This is a genomic window from Microcoleus sp. N9_B4 (assembly GCF_036701635.1).
Taxonomy (GTDB): domain Bacteria; phylum Cyanobacteriota; class Cyanobacteriia; order Cyanobacteriales; family Microcoleaceae; genus Microcoleus.
This window is the reverse complement of record NZ_JAUBRC010000022.1, coordinates 1-19,616: the sequence shown is the minus strand read 5'-3', so window position 1 is coordinate 19,616 and position 19,616 is coordinate 1. Positions and strand designations below refer to the sequence as shown.

Sequence of the window (19,616 nt, the reverse complement as noted above, 5' to 3'; positions counted from 1 at the left end):
TAATTTTAGGGTTTTGGCGATCGGTCAGTCGATTTTAGATTTTAGATTTTAGATTTTAGATTTTAGATTTTAGATTTACTTGCAGCTTGGAATCTGGAAGATGGAACTTTGGTCTAAAATTTTGGGAGTTCCAGGGCTTTGTATGGGTTTTGGGCGGTGTCAAACAGCCCAAAATTAACAAAAATGCACCTCCAAAACAAAACAACACAATTCTTTATCACCAAAGTTGGCGTTTGGTACTACAATGCAGCAAAAGTTCAAGCGTTTTTGACTTCAACGGCTGAGGGGATAAAGGAAAATGGGAGATGTTGGACGTGTGCCTGTAGGAATTATCGGCGCTTCAGGGTACGGCGGCGTGCAACTTGTGCGACTGCTGGCGGACCACCCGGCGGCTGAAGTAGTTTATTTGGGCGGGGATAGCAGTGCGGGAAAACCTTATTCCAGCCTTTACCCGCATCTGACTAACTGCATTGATTTGACAGTCGAGGCGATCGACCTAGACAAAATAGCGGCAAAATGCGAAGTTGTGTTTCTGTCGCTGCCGAACGGTTTAGCTTGCAAAATGGCACCGACGCTGATAGAAAAAGGCTGCAAAGTCTTGGATTTGTCGGCTGACTACAGATTTGAAAATCTGGACACTTACAAAGCTTGGTATGGCGGCGAGCGATCGGACTCTGCTTTAGCTGCAACGGCTGTTTACGGTTTGCCAGAATTGTATCGCGATCGAATTAAAGACGCTCAGTTAGTAGGCTGTGCCGGCTGCTACGTCACTGCTAGTTTATTAGCCCTGGCACCTTTGCTCAAACAAGGTCTCATCGTGCCAGAAACAGCAATTATCGACGCCAAATCCGGTGCTTCGGGAGGGGGCCGCAAAGCCGAAGTTAATCTCTTGTTGGCTGAAGCAGAGGGTTCTCTGGGCGCTTACGGCGTTGGCCGCCACCGCCACACGCCAGAAATCGAGCAAATTTGCAGCGATTTAGCGGGACATGATATTAAAGTTCAGTTTACTCCTCACCTAATTCCAATGGTGCGGGGAATTCTGGCGACTGTGTACGCAACTTTGCGCGATCCGGGTTTGGTACGGGAAGATTTAATCACAATTTTCACTGCTTTTTATCGCAATTGTCCTTGGGTAAAAGTGTTACCGGCTGGAGTTTATCCGCAAACAAAATGGGCTTGCGGCACAAATTTGTGTTACATCGGTGTGGAAGTCGATCCGCGTACTGACAGGGTGATTGTGCTGTCGGCGATCGACAATTTAATTAAGGGACAAGCCGGCCAAGGCATCCAGTGCATGAACTTGATGATGGGCTGGGAAGAAACTTTGGGTTTGCCACAATTGGCTTTCTATCCTTAATTGGTAATTGGGCATCGGGCATTGGGCATTGGGCATTGGTGATGGGTGATGGGTGGGGGCGGGTTTACGAGATTGTTGGTTTTAGGCAATTATTTCTGGTAAAACCCGCCCCTACAGGATGTAAATTGCCGATTCCCGATGCCCCATGCCCGGTTATCGAGTGTTATTTTGGCCCGTAACCGATCGAGCCTGCATAAATTGCCCGATCGCCCAATTGGTCCTCAATCCGCAATAAACGGTTATACTTGGCCACTCGTTCGCTGCGACACAAAGAACCAGTCTTGATTTGACCGGCGCGAGTCGCTACGGCTAAATCGGCAATTGTGGTATCTTCAGTTTCACCGGAACGGTGGCTGATGACGGCTCGATAGCTGTTCCGTTTGCCCAGGTCGATCGTATCCAAAGTCTCTGTCAAAGAACCAATTTGATTCAGCTTAATCAAAATCGAATTGCTAGCTTTCAAATCAATTCCTTTTTGCAGCCGCGTGCGATTAGTAACAAACAAATCGTCGCCCACCAATTGAACTTTGCTGCCCATTTTCTCAGTCAGCGCTACCCAACTGTCCCAATCATCTTCGTGCAAACCATCTTCAATGGAAACAATGGGATATTGACTCACCAAACCATCCAAATAATCGATTAATTCTGCCGGCGAATGAGCCACACCGTCGTAAGTGTACTGCCCATCTTTGTAAAATTCGCTAGCAGCAACATCCAAAGCTAAAGCAACTTGTTCACCCGGTTTGTAGCCAGCTTTTTCAATAGCTGCAATTAACAAATCTAAAGCTGCTTGATTGGATTTAAGATTAGGTGCAAAACCGCCTTCATCACCCACACCAGTCAGCAAACCCTCAGCTTTTAAGACTTTACTCAAGGATTCAAATACCTCTGCACCCCAGCGTAAAGCTTCTTTAAAAGAAGGCGCGCCCACAGGGACAATCATAAATTCTTGAATGTCCACATTATTGTTAGCGTGAGAGCCGCCGTTGATCACGTTCATCAAAGGCACGGGTAAAACGTTCGCCAAAGGCCCGCCCAAGTAGCGGTAAAGGGGGAGTCCTAAAGTTTCGGCGGCCGCCTTTGCTGTGGCTAAGGAGACTCCGAGAATGGCATTTGCGCCGAGGTGGGATTTGTTCGGGGAACCGTCCAAGTCAATCATGGTTTTGTCTACCAGCGCTTGGTCGATCGCATCTAGATTAGCCAAAGCGGGGGCAATTTTGTGTTCGACGTTAGCGACGGCTTTTAGGACTCCTTTGCCACCATAACGGCTTTTGTCGTCGTCGCGGAGTTCGTGGGCTTCAAAAGAGCCTGTAGAGGCACCGCTGGGGACTTGGGCGATCCCCACAACACCGTTGGCTAGGTAAACTTCAGCTTCAATGGTGGGGCGGCCACGGGAGTCGAGGATTTCTCTGGCTTGAATAGATTCGATCGCAGTGTCTAGCATATTAATTATTCCTGACTTAACTCAAGGTTTCATGACAATTAGCAGTCTCTGGGTTTTCCCACGCTGACTGCTGACGGGTAATAGATTACGCGATCCCCAGAATTATTGGTGCACAGTTCAAAATATTTGCGGATTTGGACGAGCAGATTGGTGTCAATAAGTGAGGCTTGTTGAATAAGGATCTACGGCAATTTTGACAGTAATTTGATTTTTTTAACCCCTGATTGCCGCAGATTTCTTAATTGGAATCTTTGTTAAAATCAGAATATCAACAAAGTCAATCAAAAAAGGAGAAACCTAGGATGTTAGAAACAAATCTCGGAGAAATTAGAGCATTAGCTGAAAATCCAGACCCAATTATTGCTGATCCCCCAAACATCAAATTACTCACAGGGCCATTGCCAAATCCAGCCAGCGACCCCAACTTTTTTGACTTAACTCCCAATGACGACGCATTTCAATTAGCAAATGGAATTCTGCGGAACACTCCCGGAGGTTTGCGGGCCTTAGCTGGCAACGATTTTGTCAGAGGTTCCGGTGGTGCGGAACTGATGAACGGTAACAGCGGCACAGATACTTTAATCGGAGGTTGTGGCAGCGATACAATTCGCGGCGGCCAAGATTTTGACATTCTTTATGGAGAATGTGGCAGCGATTTTGTCAGCGGAGATCAAGGTGATGACTACGTTTATGGAGGCACGGCAAATGACTTTATTCGCGGCGGTAAAGGGAATGATGCTTTAGTAGGAGAGAGTGGAAATGATACTATAATCGGTGATGCTGGAATTGATAGACTTTGGGGAAGTGAAGGCGCAGATTTGTTTGTCCTCCGCACAGAAGTGGGATCAACTTCGGGGGAAATTGGTTCGCTTCAACCGCCTCCTAGTGGCAATTTTGATGTCGATGAAGTGCCTGCCGATTTTATTCTCGATTACAATCCGGCTGAAGGTGATGTAATTGGATTGGCGTCTGGATTGACGCGAGATGATATTGTTTTGAGCGAAAGGTTTTTAACAATTGGTGATGCCAGAGATTATGACAGCAGTGGCCCTTTTCCTCCGGGAATTCCTCGCACTGCTGATTTTAGAATTTTAAATACTAAGGCGACGGTGATTCGGGAAGCTAGTACCGGCAATATCTTGGGTTTGGTGAAGGATGTTTTGCCGAGTCAACTTCAGTTTACCTCTGTGTCTGACGGGGCGATCTAGGTTAATTCAAATCGGTACACATTGCTGCTAAGAAGCAGAACACGGACGGGCGGGACGCCCATCCCACAACACCAAGGCTATCAATCCTCGTTCCCAGGCTCTGCCTGGGAAGGCATATCAGCGAGGCTCTGCCTCTCGATTCCTGACATAAATTCAACAATATTTAAGATTGCCAGAAATCGGCCACATCATATCCCATTTCGGTGAGCATTTGCCGCAGCAGAGGTAAGCTCAAACCGATCACATTTGTGTGACATCCTTCGATTTGTTCCACAAAAAAGCCGCCTTTACCTTCGAGTGCAAAACAGCCTGCACAGGCGAGGGGCTCTCCGGTAGCGACGTAAGCCGCTATTTGGCGCGAGGTAACTTCCGCAAAATGAACTTTTGTAACTTGGCAGCGAATGCTCGATCGCGACATTGCCTGATCAAAGTCATCGAATCTAGTATCAATTAAAGCATGACCCGTATAGAGTTCGCCCACCTTACCGCGCATTTTCTGCCAGCGCGATATTGCTTCCTCCGCATCCTTGGGTTTGCCGTGAATTTCGCCATCTATGAGCAAAATAGAATCGCATCCCAACACCAAACACGCTTTGGGATTAGAGATTTGCGGGTGAGAATTAGCTAGTAAAAACTTAGCTACAGCCTCAGCTTTTCCCTCTGCTAAAACCTGCACTAAATTAGTGGCATCTTTCATTTGTATTTGCCCTTCATCAAAGTCGCTGGGGCAAATCACAGCTTGAATGCCGGCATTTTCTAGCAGGCGGCGGCGTGCTGGAGAAGCTGAAGCTAATACAAAAGTTGGAATTTTCATAAGTTAATAAGTCATTAGTCATTGGTCATTGGTCATTGGTCATTGGTCATTGGTATTTAGTTGTTAGCAACTAACGTTTTAATTAAAAGCTAATAATTTCTGTATTTCTTAGTTCTCAATCCTTAACTCTTAGCTAATGACTAATGACTGCTGACTAATGACTAACAACTAATGCCCCAAGCCCCATGCCCCATGCTCTAATAAACAGAGAAAGATTTAACCACTTTCTCAAAAGCTTCTTTTACCTTGGGCCAGCGTTCTTCGGTAGTGGAAACGTTAAGCGTAAAAAGTTTGCCGCGGCTGACGGCTACACTCGCTAAGTTGTGGCGTTCTTGGTTTGGCAACTTAACGGCGTATTCTAAAATGTAATAGTTTTTCGATCGCGATTCACGAGCTTCTGCATTGACTAATTCAGCTTCGCGGCCGGAATCAGCCGGGGCGATCGCACTTTTGCTGAGCTTGTATCCCACATCCGTCGGCGATCCCAAATCCGCCAGAGTTTTGTCCTTGGCGACTGGACTGATTACCACGCTGACGTTCTCGGTTTGCTGAATCAAATCGCGGAACACCACATCGGGCCCGTTAGAAACCGCGATCGGCAGCCAGCCGTTAGGATAGAGAAATTGATAGCCATCGCCAGTATCAACGTAGCTTTTGAGTCCGGTGACTTTAGACACACAACCGGTCAACGTGAGGCTTAGAACCACCAGAAGTATTGCCGCAATTCGTTTGAGCATTCTTTTTACGGGTAGAGTAAAACAAAAATATTTAATTTTAATTGTCTCACCAAACCTTGCCCCTCAAAATAGTTAAGCTATGGATCGCGGTTTGTGTACCGCCAGCGATCCATAGCCATATAGTTTAATTGTTAACAAAATCATTACAGGTGAGTCAGCCAGCTAATCAGCCCGTGCTTGGTCGAAACTTCTAAAGCCAAGAGAGAAACAAAGCCAATCATGGCAAGGCGGCCGTTTAAGCGTTCTGCGTAGGGGGTAAAGCCGGTGCGGGGTTCGTCATCGATGTATACTTGCGGCTCGATCGCAAAATTGTTCATTTTGCCTTGGTCGTCCAGCATTAAGCCTCGGTTACTCATGTTTTTTTTCCTAAATGGTTTTTAGTGTACTGTAAATAAATGTAACAGACTTGTGAAGATATGTAAAGGATTGTGAGAAATTTTTTTAAAAGACCTCGCTCTGACACCAGTTAAAAAAAAATGCAACTGTAGGCAAGCTCTAAACCCTTATATAGTCAGTCATTCCCAAATCTAAAATCTAAAATCTAAAATCTAAAATCTAAAATGGTTATGACTGTGGGTAGACTCTGGGCCCCAGAGGGGGGAGGATAGAGTGGAGAGGCACAAAAGTCGATGGTGTATGGCAAATCCAGTCTGGGTTTGACAAAAATTGTGGAACGGAGGAAAAATTTATGCGGGCCAGTCTGGAAATGCGGTGGTTTTATAGCGGTGCACTGCCAAAATCGATCAATCAATGGTTTGGAAGCGAGAGTCTCGGCGGGTATCTTTCGCCTCCTGAAGAGCGGGAAGACATATATTTGCTAGTACCAAGCTGCGACTACTTGGGAGTGAAGCTGCGCGGGAAAACCTTGGAGGTAAAGTGGCGTCAGGGAGAGTTGGGGACAATGCAGTTCGGCAACCGCTGGGAAGGCAAAGCCGAAAAGTGGCTGAAGTGGGTTTGTGCGGACACGATGGCGCCGATACCGGCGGATATTTTGGCGACAGGAAAGTGGGTGGGAGTCAAGAAAAAGCGAGCGCAGCGTCTTTATCAAGTTTCGGCCCCTGGTGTCCTGATGTCTGTGCCTGTGGAAGCCCCAATTCCCCAAGGTTGCACCGTGGAACTTACTCAGTTGAACATTAACGGCAGCGCGTGGTGGACTTTGGGATTTGAAGCTTTTGGCAGCGAAAGTTGTTTGACAGAAAGCCTGGAAACAGTTGCTAGTTGGACTAGCAAGAGTTATCAGGCGCAAAAGTTGAAAGCTGAGGATTCTTCTGCTTATCCGATTTGGCTGGGCAGCAAGTAAGATCAAATCCGGCAATAATACCTCCTGTATTCTTTAGTCCTCCTCTGCTGGGAGGAAAAGCAAGTTGAGACGGGGTTTCAACCGCCGAGTCTGGCAATCCTGGACGCCACTGGCATATATAGTAAGGTGCTCTAAGTAACCACACAAAATTAATTACATAAAGACTCCTTGCTAGGCAAGGGTTTCAGTAGAAATATTGTGTAATTAATTCAGAACTACTACTTACTACCGGAAATCTTCAATAATCTTTCTAGAACGGAGTCTGACGCACCTGAGATGTTGCACCATTTTCAATTAGGTTTTTTACGGGCGGGCAGGATGCCCAACCGCTACTCCCCACAAGAAAACTCACTCTTTGTGGAACAGGCAAGATGCCTGTTCTTGAGAATGGTGCAAGATGCACCCTAAAAATCGATCGTCGTGTGACAGTTGGGCTTAGTCTTATCTAATCGAGGGGGTTTCTAACTATTCCCCCTCTCTCCCTTTCTCCCCCTCTTTCATTTTCCCCACTCTGCCAGCACTTCTGAGAATTTGACAAGCCAAAATCGCCGCCCCAAACCCGTTATCAATATTCACCACACCCACACCAGCCGCACAAGAATTGAGCATAGTTAAAAGAGGAGCAATCCCGCCAAAACTCGCCCCGTAACCCACACTCGTCGGCACAGCAATCACCGGACAATCTGCCAAACCCGCAACCACACTCGCCAAAGCACCTTCCATACCCGCAACCGCAATCAACACATCAGCATCAGCAATCACGTGCCGGTTGCTCAGCAAGCGGTGAATGCCGGCAACTCCGACATCCCACAAACGTCGCACCTGAAAACCGCAAAGTTCCGCAGTAATTGCCGCCTCTTCCGCTACAGACAAATCCGCCGTTCCCGCACTGATAATAGTCACAGTACCCGGATGCTGGGGACTTGGGGAATTAGGAGAAATTGCACAAATTCGGGCCTTTTGGTAGTAGCACAAATCGGGTATTTTTTGTTGCAATTGCTCGAAAACTTCCGGTTCGATTCGCGTGGCCATCACCGCAGAATTTCGCCCGCGCATCGCCTCGATAATCTCAACAATTTGGTCGGGCGTTTTCCCTGGGCCCCAAATTACTTCAGGAAAACCCGTTCTTAAAGTGCGGTGGTGGTCAATTTTGGCAAAATCCCCGACTTGTTCAAAGTCAAAATGCTTTAATTTATCCAAAGCTGCGATCGGGCTAATATCGCCGGTAGCCACAGATTCGAGTAACTTCTGTAAAATTTTAGGTTCCATAAATATTAGTCAGTTGTTAGTTGTCAGTTGTCAGTTGTTAGTTGTCAGTTGTCAGTTGTCAGTTGTCAGTTGTCATTAGTAACAAATAACTAATAACAACTAACAAATAGCCAATAACAACTCACAACTGACTATTCTGCAATTTTCAGATCGTACAAATTCCAGAAAGCACCGCCGAGGGCACTGTAGCGAATTCCCGAAACGCGATCGCGCACCGCCTCAAAAGTCAGCGGATTTACCATATAAACAAAAGGAACTTGTTCCGCTATAATCCGCTGCGTTTCAGCATAAATTTCCTTGCGCTTCGCCTCATCAAGCTCCTGGGAAGCCTTCACGTAAAGGTCATCGATTTTCTGCTCCCAGTCGTACACTTCCCAACCTTTAATCGGGGGTTCTCCGGATTGCGGGCCCTGGTTGAAACTGTGCAGCGTGCCGTTAACAGACCAAATATTGTAGCCGCTGTGCGGTTCAGTGCCTCCCGTAAAACCGCCGAGGTAAGTATCCCAATTCCGCGTCAGGCGCAGCTTTTCCACATAGGTGTTAAAACTGAGGAACTGTGTATCAATTTGCATTCCCAGTTTGCCCAAGTCTTGCTTAATTTGCGTTCCCATTTGTTCCCGAACTTTTTTACCTGCAGCCATCAACAAAGTAAATCGCACTTTGTTGCCCTCTGCATCCAACAATTCGCCGTTAGAATTGTACTTGAAGCCAGCACTTAACAGTAACTCTTTGGCTTTTTGCCGATCGTAACTGTAAGTTTTCAATCCCTCTTCTGGGGACAGGTAGAACGGACTTTGCGCCGGAATTGGGGAATGCAGCGGCGCGCCAAGTCCGCGATAAATATTGTTAGTCATGGCGGATCGGTTGATGCCATAGGCGATCGCCTGCCGAAATTCCTTAGTCGCGAACCAGCGAGATTTAATTGGGTCTACAAACGGCTGATTTTGAGCATTGCGCCCCTTATTCAGATTGAAACACATAAACACGCTACCAGTATCGGGCCCGCCGTTAAAGACCGTATATTTGCCGCGTTTTTCCTCCCGTTTCAGCAGCGGAAACACTTCCGGCTCCACGTTCAGAGTATCCAAATCGCCCGATCGAAAATTCAGCAGTTGATTATCAGTATTTTCGATAATTTGCCAAACAATTTGCTGGATGTAAGGCTGGACATTTCCCTCAGCATCTTTGCGCCAAAAATACGGATTTCGTTCCAAAACCACGCGCTGATTGGGAGTGTAGCTCAGCATTCGATATTGACCATTCCCCACAATTTTTTTAGGGTCAGTATCTGTTGCCCAAGTACTCAGGAATTTAGGCTGGCCGTCTGCATCTGTATTTTCGGCAGCTTCCTGTAAAATATGAGCTGGTAAAATCGGGATTCCCCCAGCATATCTAATAAATGGAGCAAAGGGTTCTGCAACGGAAAATTCAACGCGGCGGCTGTCAATTTTTTTAAGTTTTGGAAATTGGCCGCTGATGCCAACCCTCAGAATATCTTTCAAACCGCTAGGAATTTTGTCATTGAAATAAATCTTTTCATAGCTGAAGATAATGTCATCAGTAGTCAGAGGTTGGCCGTCCGACCATTTCAATCCCTCTCGCAGGGTGAAGACAATCTTTTTGCCATCTTTAGAAACTTCCCAGGACTCGGCTAAACCGGGTTCTAACTCCGATGTCAAGCCGTTTTCGTTGATCAATCCCTCGTACATATAGCCAAAAACGCTGTATGCAGATTGATTTAGCGGGTAGTTAAAGGTGGCTGGGCCGCTGGGGGTGGGAACGATGAGTCTGTTTACTAAGTTCGATCGCACCGGAGTGCACGCAGACATAGTTATAGTGGCAATTGCGGCCAGTAAAATCACGAGCCAGCGCAGTCTTGAATGTACCATCATAGAAATTTTCATAATTTTTAACTATACCATTTCAGTGCAACTACGACTGAGACTGTAGCCAACCGAGAAAATCTTCCGTGACCGAGAAATACTTCATTATTCCTACTTCCCGCAAAGCATCTCGAACTTTCGGCAGACCAAATTCTTTTGTATTATTGCTCAAAAATACCTTGACTTCATTAGGATGTAACTGTGCGTGGTTCAAGATGCAGTGGAGAATTAAATTGTCTGTCGGGTCTTCTTCAATAAAAATTGAATTCAAACTTTCTCGAAGTATGCCTGCTGTTAATGGGAGCATTTCTATCTTTATAGCCAACAAATCAAGAGCAGCAAAAAGACGTGCATTAATATCATTGAGCAACACCTCATTCTCATTGAGAGATTCCTCTAAGTGGAAGACAAGAGACTGGGCCGAGGGTGAAGTTTTATCTCGCTTTAGCTGACTGATTTGTTTTTCCATTTCACCTAAAAAACGGTTTCGTCGCTTGATTTCGTCTTCTAAAGCCGAAAGTGATTCCATGCAGCAAATACTTGGTATTGCTATGTTGACTGATGTCGGTACACTCACCAACAAGTTGTTAGCGTCTGGATCGCGTCCCGTAGCAATGCTCATCAGAAAGTTAGTCTCGATATATAAAATTGCCACCAATTTCTACCCCTGATTTTGTCGTCCCACCTGCTAGCAGCGGCAGCAAGCCGATTTTTGCTATCTGTTCTGACGCGGTGGGAATCTCAGACTTCCAATTATAAGCTAAGTCGCGCAGCCATGCTTCAACCAGTCTAGTTAGGTATCGCTTAAAGATCCGTTTGCTGCCAAATTCCGGCTCATAATGGCGAAGTATTTCACCAGTGTTTAGAGAACAAACAGGTTCAGATAAGTTTACTCCGTCCCATTTGAAAATCAGAATTTGTTCGGTGTCAACAAACATCGCATAGGGAATGAGTGTGCGCTGCTCGGACATCTTCGCTAACGCAGCTTTCATCCAAGATATCATGTAGTCAGCAATCCTTTGCTTTGCTGCAGGTTCTTGAGCTTCAATAATTTTAACTTCGATTAGCACGACTACCCGATCGTCCTTATCCAATGCGATAATATCCGCGTCAATGGGTAACTCTAAATCCAAGGTTTCAGTTTGCATGGTTTTGGTCTTCCTAAAACGTAGATTAAAGTTCTATTTTAGCACTAACAAAACTACAGCGTAAGCTGCGATTCCTTCTTCTCTCCCAACGGGGCCTAGCTTTTCGTTGGTGGTGGCTTTGATGCCGATTTGGTCTGGGTTGAGTTTGAGGATGGAAGAAAGCCGATCGCGCATTTGCTCAATATGCGGTTTCAGCTTTGGACGTTCTGCCACCACCACCGAATCAATATTGCCGATTTCCCAGCCTTTATCTAATATTAACTGATTGACTTGTGCCAGCAATACGAGACTATCAGCACCTTTCCATTTCGGGTCAGTCGGCGGGAAATACAGCCCGATATCTCCTAAACTGAGAGCTCCGAGCATGGCATCCATGATAGCGTGGGTAAGTACGTCTGCGTCGCTGTGTCCTAATAAGCCTAATTCGTGGGGAATGTGGACGCCGCCGAGGATGAGGGGGCGTTCTGGAACTAAGCAGTGAATGTCGTAACCGTTGCCGATGCGGATGTTCATGTAAAATTTAGGTTTTGGAAGTATAGTAGAGGACAATTATTTCATATTTTCAGGGAGATAAGTGAATTTATCTTTTAATGCCGATCCGAGTGTTAAAGATTTTTTTTTGCTGCTTTCCTCAGCAGTTATGGCAATCCTAAAGCTGTTGGAGGGGGGAGAGAACCGTTAATGCTGGAAACGCTAGAAAATTATCGCGGACTTCTCGATCGCTCTCCTGAACTCCAAGACTTACAAACGCGAATCCAAAATTTATTAGGCTCTTAAATATACGGGATTTACGCATCAAGACCAAAGAAACCGGGTTTTTTACCGAATCTGTGGACTACAACGAAGTATTACCGCAAAAAACCCGGTTTCTGACCAGGAATTTCTTGATGGTACCCGCCACGTGATTTATCCGTGGAATCAATCCAAAATCGAAAATGGAAACTCCTCAAGCCCCCGCATTTATCCTTGGGGTCAATCGAAAATCTAAAATCTAAAATCTAAAATCGATTGACCACTCGTGCGATCGCCCTTTCTCCTATTCTTCCCTCTCTTGCAACCAAACTTCATACAAATCCGATCGGCGCGATCGAGTTTTTTCAATTTGCTGTTCCCTGCGCCAGCGAGCAATTTCTGCGTGATTACCAGACAGCAACACGTCGGGCACCTTCAATCCTCGAAAATCCGCCGGTCTAGTGTACTGCGGATAATCCAAAAGTCCGTCCTCAAAACTCTCAAACTTCAGCGAATCTTCCTTCGCCACAGTTCCCCGCAGCAATCGCAAAACCCCATTAATTAAAGCCAAAGCCGGAATTTCGCCCCCCGTGAGCACAAAATCCCCCAAAGACACCTCGCGAGTTACCAAATGCAGCACTCGATCGTCCACACCCTCATAATGACCGCAAATCAACACCAACTGATCGCGATCGGCCGCCAACTCCCGAAACATCGGCTGCTGCATCGGTTCCCCCTGGGGAGTCAGCAAAATCACCTCCCGCCGTGGCAAAACAGGCAGCGACTCCACCGCAGCAAAAATCGGTTCCGGCTTCATCAGCATCCCCACTCCGCCCCCGTAAGGCTCATCATCGACTCGCTGGTGCTTGTCTGTGGTAAAATCGCGGGGATTGACAAAATTCACCTCGGCAATCTTTTTAGCTAAGGCTTTGCCCATCAGTCCCGACTCTAGGGGAGCCCGGAAAAATTCTGGAAATAGGGTAACAACGTCAAATCGCACAATTATTGGAATTTCATTGATACATCATCTCTAGTTTGACCTTTAGAGGGAGTTCAGTTTTCAGTAATTGCTTTATTCTTTATAATTTCTTATAATTTCTGAGAATTTTTGCAAGTTAAATTCTCTTCCTGTGTCGGCGGGCCGGTTTTGTACAACAATAATCAGTTTTTCATGACAGCGACTGCAAGTAAACTCACCGCCAAACAACTGCGGGATCGCGCGATCGGCGATCGCACCTCCCTCCCACAAACAAATATTTATTCTTAAAAAGCCCTATTGTACCCACAGCCACGGCAAAATTGAATTTCACATCCAACAGAGGAAGACACACCATGCAGCAGTTGACATCTCAAGCCCTTGAACACAATATTCCCCCGCGCACAAAAACCTCGATTATGGTCATCGGGGGAGCCGAAGACAAAGTTCACGGGCGAGAGATTCTGAATACCTTTTTTTGCCGTGCTGGGGGTGCAAACGCTCGGCTGGCGATCGTTCCGTGCGCTTCGCGAGATCCCGAAGGAATTAGCAACCGCTACCGCACCATATTTGACGAAATGGGCGTTAGTGCCGTCAAGGTAGTGGACATCCGCGAACGCGAACAAGGCGAAAACCCCGTCTGGAAAGATTACTTAGAAGACTGTACGGGCGTATTCATTACAGGCGGCGACCAACTGCGACTTTGTGGGCTGCTGGCGGACACCCCGCTGATGGAGAAAATTCGCAAAGAAACCCTCGAAGGCAAGATTACACTCGCTGGCACCAGCGCGGGTGCTGCGGTAATGGGATATCACATGATTGCAGGCGGTGGGAGTGGCGCCCCGCCAAACCGCTCTTTAGTAGACATGGCAAACGGACTTAACATTATTCCTGAGATCATCGTAGACCAGCATTTTCACAACCGCAACCGCATGGCTCGCTTGCTGTCGGCTGTGGCTTGCCATCCCGATCGCATCGCTATTGGTATTGATGAAGACACTTGCGCCTTGTTTGAGGGAGACGATACTATGAAAATTCTCGGTAAAGGCACTGTGACTATTGTTGATTCTAGGGAAAATTTTTATACCAATGAGTCTATGGTAGGAGCGACAGAACCCTTAAGTCTGTTCAATATGCGCTTGCACGTTCTGTGTCACGGAGATTGCTACAATATGCCCCTAGGCAAACCAATGCCATCGGGAGCGTGTTCCGAGTCTGGCTGGCCCCCCGAATGCCGCACAGCCAACTAACGTAGAACATCTCTTGTCATTGATTCGGCAGAAATTAGGCGGCATTCCGGCCGAATCATGGATACCACAATAGAATAGATTCCGAAGCAGCTACGGACTGACGCCAGGAAGCAGAAGCACAGAAAATTCTAGCTTCGGGCTTTGAGTTTTTGCTAGCCATTGACCTGTACTTGTTTTTAGCCGATCGCATGGACATGAATTTTCAATTGGGTAGCCCATAACTGGAAATTCACTCCCAAACTGTTCGCAGCGAACAGTCGATCGAGCAATCTAGATCGAAATTGAATAAATGCTCCAATTATCTATAAGATTTCGCGCCCCATACCCCTCTAACTGCCATGAAAATACTTAAAATTCAGACCTTACGCGGCCCCAACTACTGGAGCATCCGACGCCAGAAACTCGTTCTGATGCGTCTGGATTTAGAGGAGTGGGCAGATAAAACCACATCGGAAATTCCTGGCTTCTATGAAGGGTTGATCGCCGCACTTCCGAGTTTGAACGACCATCACTGTTCTCCAGGCCATCAGGGAGGATTCCTGCAACGGGTCAGAGAAGGCACAATGATGGGACACGTAATCGAACACGTCGCCCTAGAACTTCAGCAAATGGCAGGAATGCCAGTCGGGTTTGGCCGTACCCGCGAGACGGCGACCCCAGGTATTTACCAAGTAGTAATCGAGTATCAAAACGAACAAGCAGGTCGCTATGCAGCCCGGGCGGGTGTGCGGATGTGCCAAAGCATTGCCGAGACAGGCACTTATCCAGCAGCAGAATTAGTCCAAGATTTGAGAGACCTGAGAGAGTTTGCTGCGTCGGCGGCCCTGGGGCCGAGCACGGAAACACTGATTAAGGAAGCAGAAGCGCGCGGCATTCCTTGGATACCTTTGAGCGCCCGGTTTATGATTCAACTCGGCTACGGGGTTCACCAAAAGCGGATTCAGGCAACTCTGAGCAACCGCACGGGAGTTTTGGGGGTAGAACTTGCCTGTGACAAGGAAGGTACCAAAAATATCCTCGCCAGCGCCGGCGTACCGGTTCCCAGAGGGACGGTGATTAATTATTTGGACGAATTGCGTGGGGCGATCGAAGATGTCGGCGGTTATCCGATCGTCCTCAAACCCCTAGACGGCAACCACGGCCGCGGCATTACGATCGACATCAATTCCTGGGAAGCAGCAGAAGAAGCCTACGACTTAGCCAGCGCGGCATCAAAAACAAAAAGTGTGATAGTCGAGCGCTATTACGTCGGCCGTGACCACAGAGTATTGGTAGTCAACGGGCAAGTCATAGCAGTTGCAGAACGAGTCCCCGCTAACGTCGTGGGTAACGGCAGGTCTACAGTAGAACAGCTTATTGAAGAAGTAAACCGCGACCCGCAGCGAGGAGACGGACACGACAACGTGCTCACCCGGATCACGATCGACAAATTGTCCCTGGATTTGCTGGAAAAACAAGGATACGCGATGGACTCCGTAGTGCCCGTCGGCGAAAGAGTATTTTTGCGCGCGACAGCAAACTTGAGTACCGGTGGAATTGCAGTCGATCGCACCGACGAAATCCACCCAGAAAACGTCTGGCTGTTTTCCAGAGTCGCCAAAATTATCGGTTTGGACATCGCCGGCATTGACGTAGTAACTCCCGATATCTCCCAACCCCTGCGCGATGTCAACGGCGTCATCGTCGAAGTCAACGCAGCACCGGGTTTCAGAATGCACGTCGCCCCGAGTCAAGGTTTACCCCGCAACGTCGCCGGCGCCGTCTTCGATATGCTCTTCCCCTCGCCTCAACCCAGCCGGGTGCCAATTTTAGCGGTAACGGGAACCAACGGCAAAACGACAACCACTCGCCTACTCGCTCACATTGTCAAGCAGACAGGTCAGATTACTGGCTACACGACTACCGACGGCACTTACATCGGCGATTATTTGGTCGAAAGCGGAGACAATACCGGGCCGCAGAGTGCTCAGTTGATTTTGTCTGACCCAACGGTAGAAGTGGCGGTGCTGGAAACGGCTAGAGGTGGGATTTTGCGATCGGGCCTCGGCTTCGATCAGTGCGATGTCGGCGTCGTCTTGAACGTCGCAGCCGATCACTTGGGAATTGGCGACATCGACACCGTGGAACAACTTGCCAAACTCAAGAGCGTCCTCGTCGAGTCGGTAATGCCCAAAGGCTATGCAGTTTTGAATGCAGACGACCCGCTGGTATCACAAATGGCGCAGCGTGTCAAGGCTCAAATTGCATATTTTTCCATGAACCCGGATAACGAACTGGTTGCCAAACATACCGCTGCGGGCGGGCTGGCAGCGATTTACGAAAATGGCTACTTGTCGATCTTAAAAGGCGATTGGACGCTGCGAATTGAGCAGGCTGTGAACGTGCCGCTGACGATGGGCGGGCGCGCGCCGTTTATGATTGCCAATGCTTTAGCAGCTTGTTTGGCGGCTTTTGCCCAAGGATTGAAAATAGAAGATATTCGATCGGCTTTGTCAAGCTTCCAAGCATCCGTCGGTCAAACTCCCGGAAGGATGAATCTGTTTAATTTGGGCAGCTATCACACTTTGCTCGACTACGCCCACAACCCCCACAGCTACAAAGCTTTGGGCAGTTTCGTGCTGAATTGGCCGGGACGGCGGATCGGGGTAGTAGGTGCCCCCGGAGACCGGCGAGATGAAGATTTTGTCACGCTGGGCAAACTTTCGGCCGAGATGTTCGATCGTATTATTGTCAAAGAAGATATTGACAGGCGCGGGCGAGAACCCGGTACGGTGGCCAAATTAATTTGTCAGGGAATTGCCGAGGCTATTTCTGCAGGAACCGTAGACAAATCTAAAGTTGAATACGAGTTGATTCTCGACGAAACAACAGCCGTTAACAAAGCTTTAGATGAGGCGCCGGCCGGCAGTTTGGTAGTGATTTTACCTGAAGGTGTCAACAAAGCTTTGAGTTTAATTGAAGCCCGGAAACCGATTAAGGAATCTGTGGAAGTTCAAAATGGTTTAGATCGATCGAAGTCACAGGAAATTTTAAAACCGACTGTGGTGAATCAAGGCTAAACTCTTAAGTCTCATTTAATTAATAGGTTGGGTTTACTTGTGTTAAACCCAACCTATTTTTTTTAAAATTGTTAGTCATTGCCGTTTGATCCCACCTTCCGCACCCTCAACTGTCACATACGCTTTCTGACACCCATTTTTATTCACTTCTATGCTGGGGAGGCCACTGAACTAAGAAAAAATTCTATTTCCCATAAAGTATCGGCCTCCAAAGATCAAAAAAGGGCAGAAAAAAAATCAAAAAATGGCTAAATCATGCACAAGTATTTTTTAGAGAATCTGCATCAACAATTGAGAATCATTTTGAGGGTATTTGCAACTACTTTCTTCATCGCACCACAAGTGGAGTCATGTCAGGAATCAACAATCGGATTAAGTTGATAATGCGGCAAGGGTATGGTTTTTTTAATTTTAATAATTTTAGGAATCGCGTATTAGCTTGCTTTTCTGATTAGATAAACTTATAACCATAAGTTCAGGAGAGCCCTTTGAGGCAGGGGTTTCAACCCCTGTCGGACTATCGGTGTAACGTTAAGTTGACTCCAATGGACACTGCCGTGTCCTCATCATCATTCTAAAATAGATTGTTTTCCCAGCCATTCGCGAAAACTATTATGATACAAACTATAGCAAATTTCTCCTCCAATTTCTTGTTTATTTAAGAACTCGATCCAATTGTCTAACACTTTTTCAACATCGTATTCATCCTGATCAATTATATTGGATATCGCACTTACAGACAAACTTGATGTTGATTGTACCAAAACATTCAGCACAGACAAGTCAACGGCCGATAAACCATCACCTCTCATCCGCAGCCAGTGGTTTTGATAATACGCTGCTAAACCGGGAGGAAGTTCAGAGACAAGTGAGGACTCCCCCAGATTAGCATCGGGGTGCGAATTACCCTTAATGGCAGGTAACATCTGACTCAGATACATGAAATTGTTTTCGCTGACAGTTGCGAGTTGTTGGCAGAATTCGGGTTGAGTCAAATCCGGTGCGGTTGATAGGTATTGCTGAATGTAGTTAAGGGCATCTTCGCGATTTTGGGCGGGATAATCTCTTAAATCGAGAGTTTGAGAGGGCGTCTCAATTAACAAACCGGATTTCTCTCTCAAAAACGGGCGGCGGGCGAGGATAAAATAAGTACGATCGCCCAAATATCTCGGCAGATAAAACAGATTGGTGCTGGGAGGCTGACTGGTGCGGGCGATCGCGTCTACAGAATCAATGACTATTATCAACCGTTGGCGATCGGCTAATTTATCGCTAATTTGCTGAAGCAACAAAGACAGAAACCAACTCCCATCATGGGATTCGAGATTTTGAAGTTGAGATCGGAGATTGAGGATTTCGGCTGTTTCCCCATTGGCGGCAAGGTATTTGTCAATCAGTTGAGTGCAGACAGAAGCGAGAAAATCTTCAGCTCGATTTTTGCCCTCAACTGCAGCGTTGTAATAGATACTGCGAGGATGGGCCGTGACATATTGGGCGAGGATGGAACTTTTGCCGCAGCCAGGAGTGCCGACAATTGTGAAATAACCGCGGCTGTGGGAGTTCAGAAAGTCGGATATGGCAGAAAAAACAAACTTGCGCCCTGCAAAATTCTCGGTTTTTTCTCGCAGGAGTTGCTGAAATTCTTTTGGGTAAGCAGCGGTAGAGATGGGAGTTGAGAGAGGTGAGGAATTCATGTTAGTGCCTCCACCCCTTCTAGTCGCAGGAAATATACGCGGCCGGATTCGTCGCCTGCGACAATTGTGACTCCATCGGGTGCAATGGCGCAAGAGGCGATCGAACTTTCACCGGTGAAACTGGCAATGACATTTCCACTCAACAAATCCCAGACTTTGAGGGTGTTGTAATTGGAAGCATAAATTGCTCTCTTGCCATCAGTAGTGACTGCTACTGCATTTTCCAGGTTGTTATAACATTTGAGACTAAACTCTTGCTCTCCAGTTGTTAAATCCCACGCTTTTAGGGTATCATCATATGAAGCAGAAATCACCCGCTTGCCATCAGCAGTGACGGCTACTGCATATACCGAACTGGTGTGACCAATGAGAGTAAACTGTTCCTTTCCAGTTGTTAAATCCCAAACTTTGAGGGTTGTGTTTCTTGAACCAGAAATCGCCCGCTTGCCATCAGCAGTGACAGCTACTGCATTTACCCAACTATTGAGAGTAAACTGTTCCTTTCCAGTTGTTAAATCCCAAACTTTGAGGGTTTTGTCATCTGAACCAGAAATCGCCCGCTTGCCATCAGCAGTGACAGCTACTGCATTTACCGAACTGATGTGATCGTTGAGAGTAAACTGTTCCTTTCGAGTTGTTAAATCCCAAACTTTGAGGGTATTGTCATCTGAACCAGAAATCGCCCGCTTGCCATCCGCAGTGACGGCTACTGCATATACCGAACTGCTGTGACCTTTGAGAGTAA

At 47.1% G+C, this 19,616-nt stretch carries 19 protein-coding genes; 7 read left to right on the top strand and 12 right to left on the bottom strand.

Annotation, left to right across the window (positions count from 1 at the left end; all coding sequences use genetic code 11):
- Positions 1 to 298 precede the first annotated feature (298 nt).
- On the top strand, positions 299 to 1,357 hold the full coding sequence (gene argC / locus QUA43_RS16115) for an N-acetyl-gamma-glutamyl-phosphate reductase (RefSeq protein ID WP_333375192.1): 1,059 nt from the start codon (positions 299 to 301) through the stop codon (positions 1,355 to 1,357).
- 163 nt (positions 1,358 to 1,520) lie between these two features.
- On the opposite strand, the gene eno is transcribed toward argC, so the two are convergent.
- The gene (eno, locus tag QUA43_RS16110; RefSeq protein ID WP_445301975.1) at positions 1,521 to 2,801 is read right to left on the bottom strand and encodes a phosphopyruvate hydratase; all 1,281 of its coding nucleotides are present in this window, start codon (positions 2,799 to 2,801) and stop codon (positions 1,521 to 1,523) included.
- Positions 2,802 to 3,103: 302 nt separating this feature from the next.
- On the opposite strand from eno, the gene QUA43_RS16105 reads away from it, so the two are divergent.
- On the top strand, positions 3,104 to 4,009 hold the full coding sequence (locus tag QUA43_RS16105) for a calcium-binding protein (RefSeq protein WP_333375191.1): 906 nt from the start codon (positions 3,104 to 3,106) through the stop codon (positions 4,007 to 4,009).
- A gap of 163 nt (positions 4,010 to 4,172) precedes the next feature.
- Here QUA43_RS16105 and QUA43_RS16100 read toward each other — a convergent pair whose 3' ends face one another.
- The 3 genes from QUA43_RS16100 to QUA43_RS16090 all read right to left on the bottom strand — a co-directional run bounded on the left by QUA43_RS16100 (position 4,173) and on the right by QUA43_RS16090 (position 5,916).
- Positions 4,173 to 4,823 carry a nucleoside triphosphate pyrophosphatase gene (locus QUA43_RS16100; RefSeq protein WP_333375189.1) on the bottom strand — a complete coding sequence of 217 codons (651 nt, stop codon included), beginning with the start codon at positions 4,821 to 4,823 and terminating at the stop codon, positions 4,173 to 4,175.
- Positions 4,824 to 5,020: 197 nt separating this feature from the next.
- Entirely contained in the window at positions 5,021 to 5,560 is a 540-nt protein-coding gene (psbP, locus tag QUA43_RS16095) for a photosystem II reaction center PsbP (protein ID WP_333057481.1), read from the bottom strand.
- A 143-nt stretch (positions 5,561 to 5,703) separates the two neighbouring features.
- Complete coding sequence (locus tag QUA43_RS16090) at positions 5,704 to 5,916, bottom strand: high light inducible protein (RefSeq protein ID WP_333071359.1); 213 nt, start codon at positions 5,914 to 5,916, stop codon at positions 5,704 to 5,706.
- Between the two features lie 332 nt (positions 5,917 to 6,248).
- Between QUA43_RS16090 and QUA43_RS16085 the strand changes: the two genes are divergently transcribed.
- Positions 6,249 to 6,860, top strand: coding sequence for a hypothetical protein (locus QUA43_RS16085; protein WP_333375187.1), 612 nt, complete (start codon positions 6,249 to 6,251; stop codon positions 6,858 to 6,860).
- A 465-nt stretch (positions 6,861 to 7,325) separates the two neighbouring features.
- On the opposite strand, the gene larB is transcribed toward QUA43_RS16085, so the two are convergent.
- The 6 genes from larB to trmD form a co-directional block, all read right to left on the bottom strand.
- Positions 7,326 to 8,129 (bottom strand): nickel pincer cofactor biosynthesis protein LarB, encoded by an 804-nt coding sequence (gene larB, locus QUA43_RS16080; RefSeq protein ID WP_333375186.1) that lies wholly within the window; start codon positions 8,127 to 8,129, stop codon positions 7,326 to 7,328.
- A 131-nt stretch (positions 8,130 to 8,260) separates the two neighbouring features.
- Entirely contained in the window at positions 8,261 to 10,021 is a 1,761-nt protein-coding gene (locus tag QUA43_RS16075) for an ABC transporter substrate-binding protein (protein ID WP_333375355.1), read from the bottom strand.
- 40 nt (positions 10,022 to 10,061) lie between these two features.
- Complete coding sequence (locus tag QUA43_RS16070) at positions 10,062 to 10,667, bottom strand: PIN domain-containing protein (protein WP_333375185.1); 606 nt, start codon at positions 10,665 to 10,667, stop codon at positions 10,062 to 10,064.
- Positions 10,642 to 11,160: a hypothetical protein gene (locus tag QUA43_RS16065; RefSeq protein WP_333375183.1), complete on the bottom strand. Its 519-nt coding sequence runs from the start codon at positions 11,158 to 11,160 to the stop codon at positions 10,642 to 10,644. Before QUA43_RS16065 ends, QUA43_RS16070 begins: the two co-directional genes overlap by 26 nt.
- Positions 11,161 to 11,193: 33 nt before the next feature.
- Positions 11,194 to 11,673, bottom strand: coding sequence for a 2-C-methyl-D-erythritol 2,4-cyclodiphosphate synthase (ispF, locus tag QUA43_RS16060; protein ID WP_333375182.1), 480 nt, complete (start codon positions 11,671 to 11,673; stop codon positions 11,194 to 11,196).
- Positions 11,674 to 12,196: 523 nt separating this feature from the next.
- Complete coding sequence (gene trmD, locus QUA43_RS16055) at positions 12,197 to 12,892, bottom strand: tRNA (guanosine(37)-N1)-methyltransferase TrmD (RefSeq protein WP_333375181.1); 696 nt, start codon at positions 12,890 to 12,892, stop codon at positions 12,197 to 12,199.
- Positions 12,893 to 13,000: 108 nt separating this feature from the next.
- Between trmD and QUA43_RS16050 the strand changes: the two genes are divergently transcribed.
- The 4 genes from QUA43_RS16050 (at position 13,001) to QUA43_RS16035 (ending at position 17,632) form a co-directional block, all read left to right on the top strand.
- Complete coding sequence (locus QUA43_RS16050) at positions 13,001 to 13,159, top strand: hypothetical protein (RefSeq protein ID WP_333375179.1); 159 nt, start codon at positions 13,001 to 13,003, stop codon at positions 13,157 to 13,159.
- Between the two features lie 65 nt (positions 13,160 to 13,224).
- Positions 13,225 to 14,118 (top strand): cyanophycinase, encoded by an 894-nt coding sequence (locus QUA43_RS16045; protein ID WP_333268600.1) that lies wholly within the window; start codon positions 13,225 to 13,227, stop codon positions 14,116 to 14,118.
- Between the two features lie 338 nt (positions 14,119 to 14,456).
- The gene (gene cphA / locus QUA43_RS16040) at positions 14,457 to 17,177 is read left to right on the top strand and encodes a cyanophycin synthetase (RefSeq protein ID WP_333375177.1); all 2,721 of its coding nucleotides are present in this window, start codon (positions 14,457 to 14,459) and stop codon (positions 17,175 to 17,177) included.
- A 200-nt stretch (positions 17,178 to 17,377) separates the two neighbouring features.
- On the top strand, positions 17,378 to 17,632 hold the full coding sequence (locus tag QUA43_RS16035; RefSeq protein WP_333375352.1) for a transposase: 255 nt from the start codon (positions 17,378 to 17,380) through the stop codon (positions 17,630 to 17,632).
- Positions 17,633 to 17,746: 114 nt separating this feature from the next.
- On the opposite strand, the gene QUA43_RS16030 is transcribed toward QUA43_RS16035, so the two are convergent.
- Positions 17,747 to 18,871, bottom strand: a complete 1,125-nt coding sequence (locus QUA43_RS16030) for an ATP-binding protein (RefSeq protein ID WP_333375176.1) — start codon at positions 18,869 to 18,871, stop codon at positions 17,747 to 17,749.
- On the bottom strand, positions 18,868 to 19,616 hold a 749-nt coding region (locus tag QUA43_RS16025; RefSeq protein ID WP_333375175.1), incomplete at its 5' end, for a WD40 repeat domain-containing protein. The genes QUA43_RS16025 and QUA43_RS16030, both read right to left, overlap by 4 nt.

What these genes read in the sequence shown, in the direction of transcription:
- argC (WP_333375192.1), top strand. Translation starts at nt 299, where the DNA reads ATGGGAGATGTTGGACGTGTGCCTGTAGGAATTATCGGCGCTTCAGGG.
- eno (WP_445301975.1), bottom strand. Translation starts at nt 2,801, where the DNA reads ATGCTAGACACTGCGATCGAATCTATTCAAGCCAGAGAAATCCTCGAC.
- QUA43_RS16105 (WP_333375191.1), top strand. Translation starts at nt 3,104, where the DNA reads ATGTTAGAAACAAATCTCGGAGAAATTAGAGCATTAGCTGAAAATCCA.
- QUA43_RS16100 (WP_333375189.1), bottom strand. Translation starts at nt 4,823, where the DNA reads ATGAAAATTCCAACTTTTGTATTAGCTTCAGCTTCTCCAGCACGCCGC.
- psbP (WP_333057481.1), bottom strand. Translation starts at nt 5,560, where the DNA reads ATGCTCAAACGAATTGCGGCAATACTTCTGGTGGTTCTAAGCCTCACG.
- QUA43_RS16090 (WP_333071359.1), bottom strand. Translation starts at nt 5,916, where the DNA reads ATGAGTAACCGAGGCTTAATGCTGGACGACCAAGGCAAAATGAACAAT.
- QUA43_RS16085 (WP_333375187.1), top strand. Translation starts at nt 6,249, where the DNA reads ATGCGGGCCAGTCTGGAAATGCGGTGGTTTTATAGCGGTGCACTGCCA.
- larB (WP_333375186.1), bottom strand. Translation starts at nt 8,129, where the DNA reads ATGGAACCTAAAATTTTACAGAAGTTACTCGAATCTGTGGCTACCGGC.
- QUA43_RS16075 (WP_333375355.1), bottom strand. Translation starts at nt 10,021, where the DNA reads ATGATGGTACATTCAAGACTGCGCTGGCTCGTGATTTTACTGGCCGCA.
- QUA43_RS16065 (WP_333375183.1), bottom strand. Translation starts at nt 11,160, where the DNA reads ATGCAAACTGAAACCTTGGATTTAGAGTTACCCATTGACGCGGATATT.
- ispF (WP_333375182.1), bottom strand. Translation starts at nt 11,673, where the DNA reads ATGAACATCCGCATCGGCAACGGTTACGACATTCACTGCTTAGTTCCA.
- QUA43_RS16045 (WP_333268600.1), top strand. Translation starts at nt 13,225, where the DNA reads ATGCAGCAGTTGACATCTCAAGCCCTTGAACACAATATTCCCCCGCGC.
- cphA (WP_333375177.1), top strand. Translation starts at nt 14,457, where the DNA reads ATGAAAATACTTAAAATTCAGACCTTACGCGGCCCCAACTACTGGAGC.
- QUA43_RS16030 (WP_333375176.1), bottom strand. Translation starts at nt 18,871, where the DNA reads ATGAATTCCTCACCTCTCTCAACTCCCATCTCTACCGCTGCTTACCCA.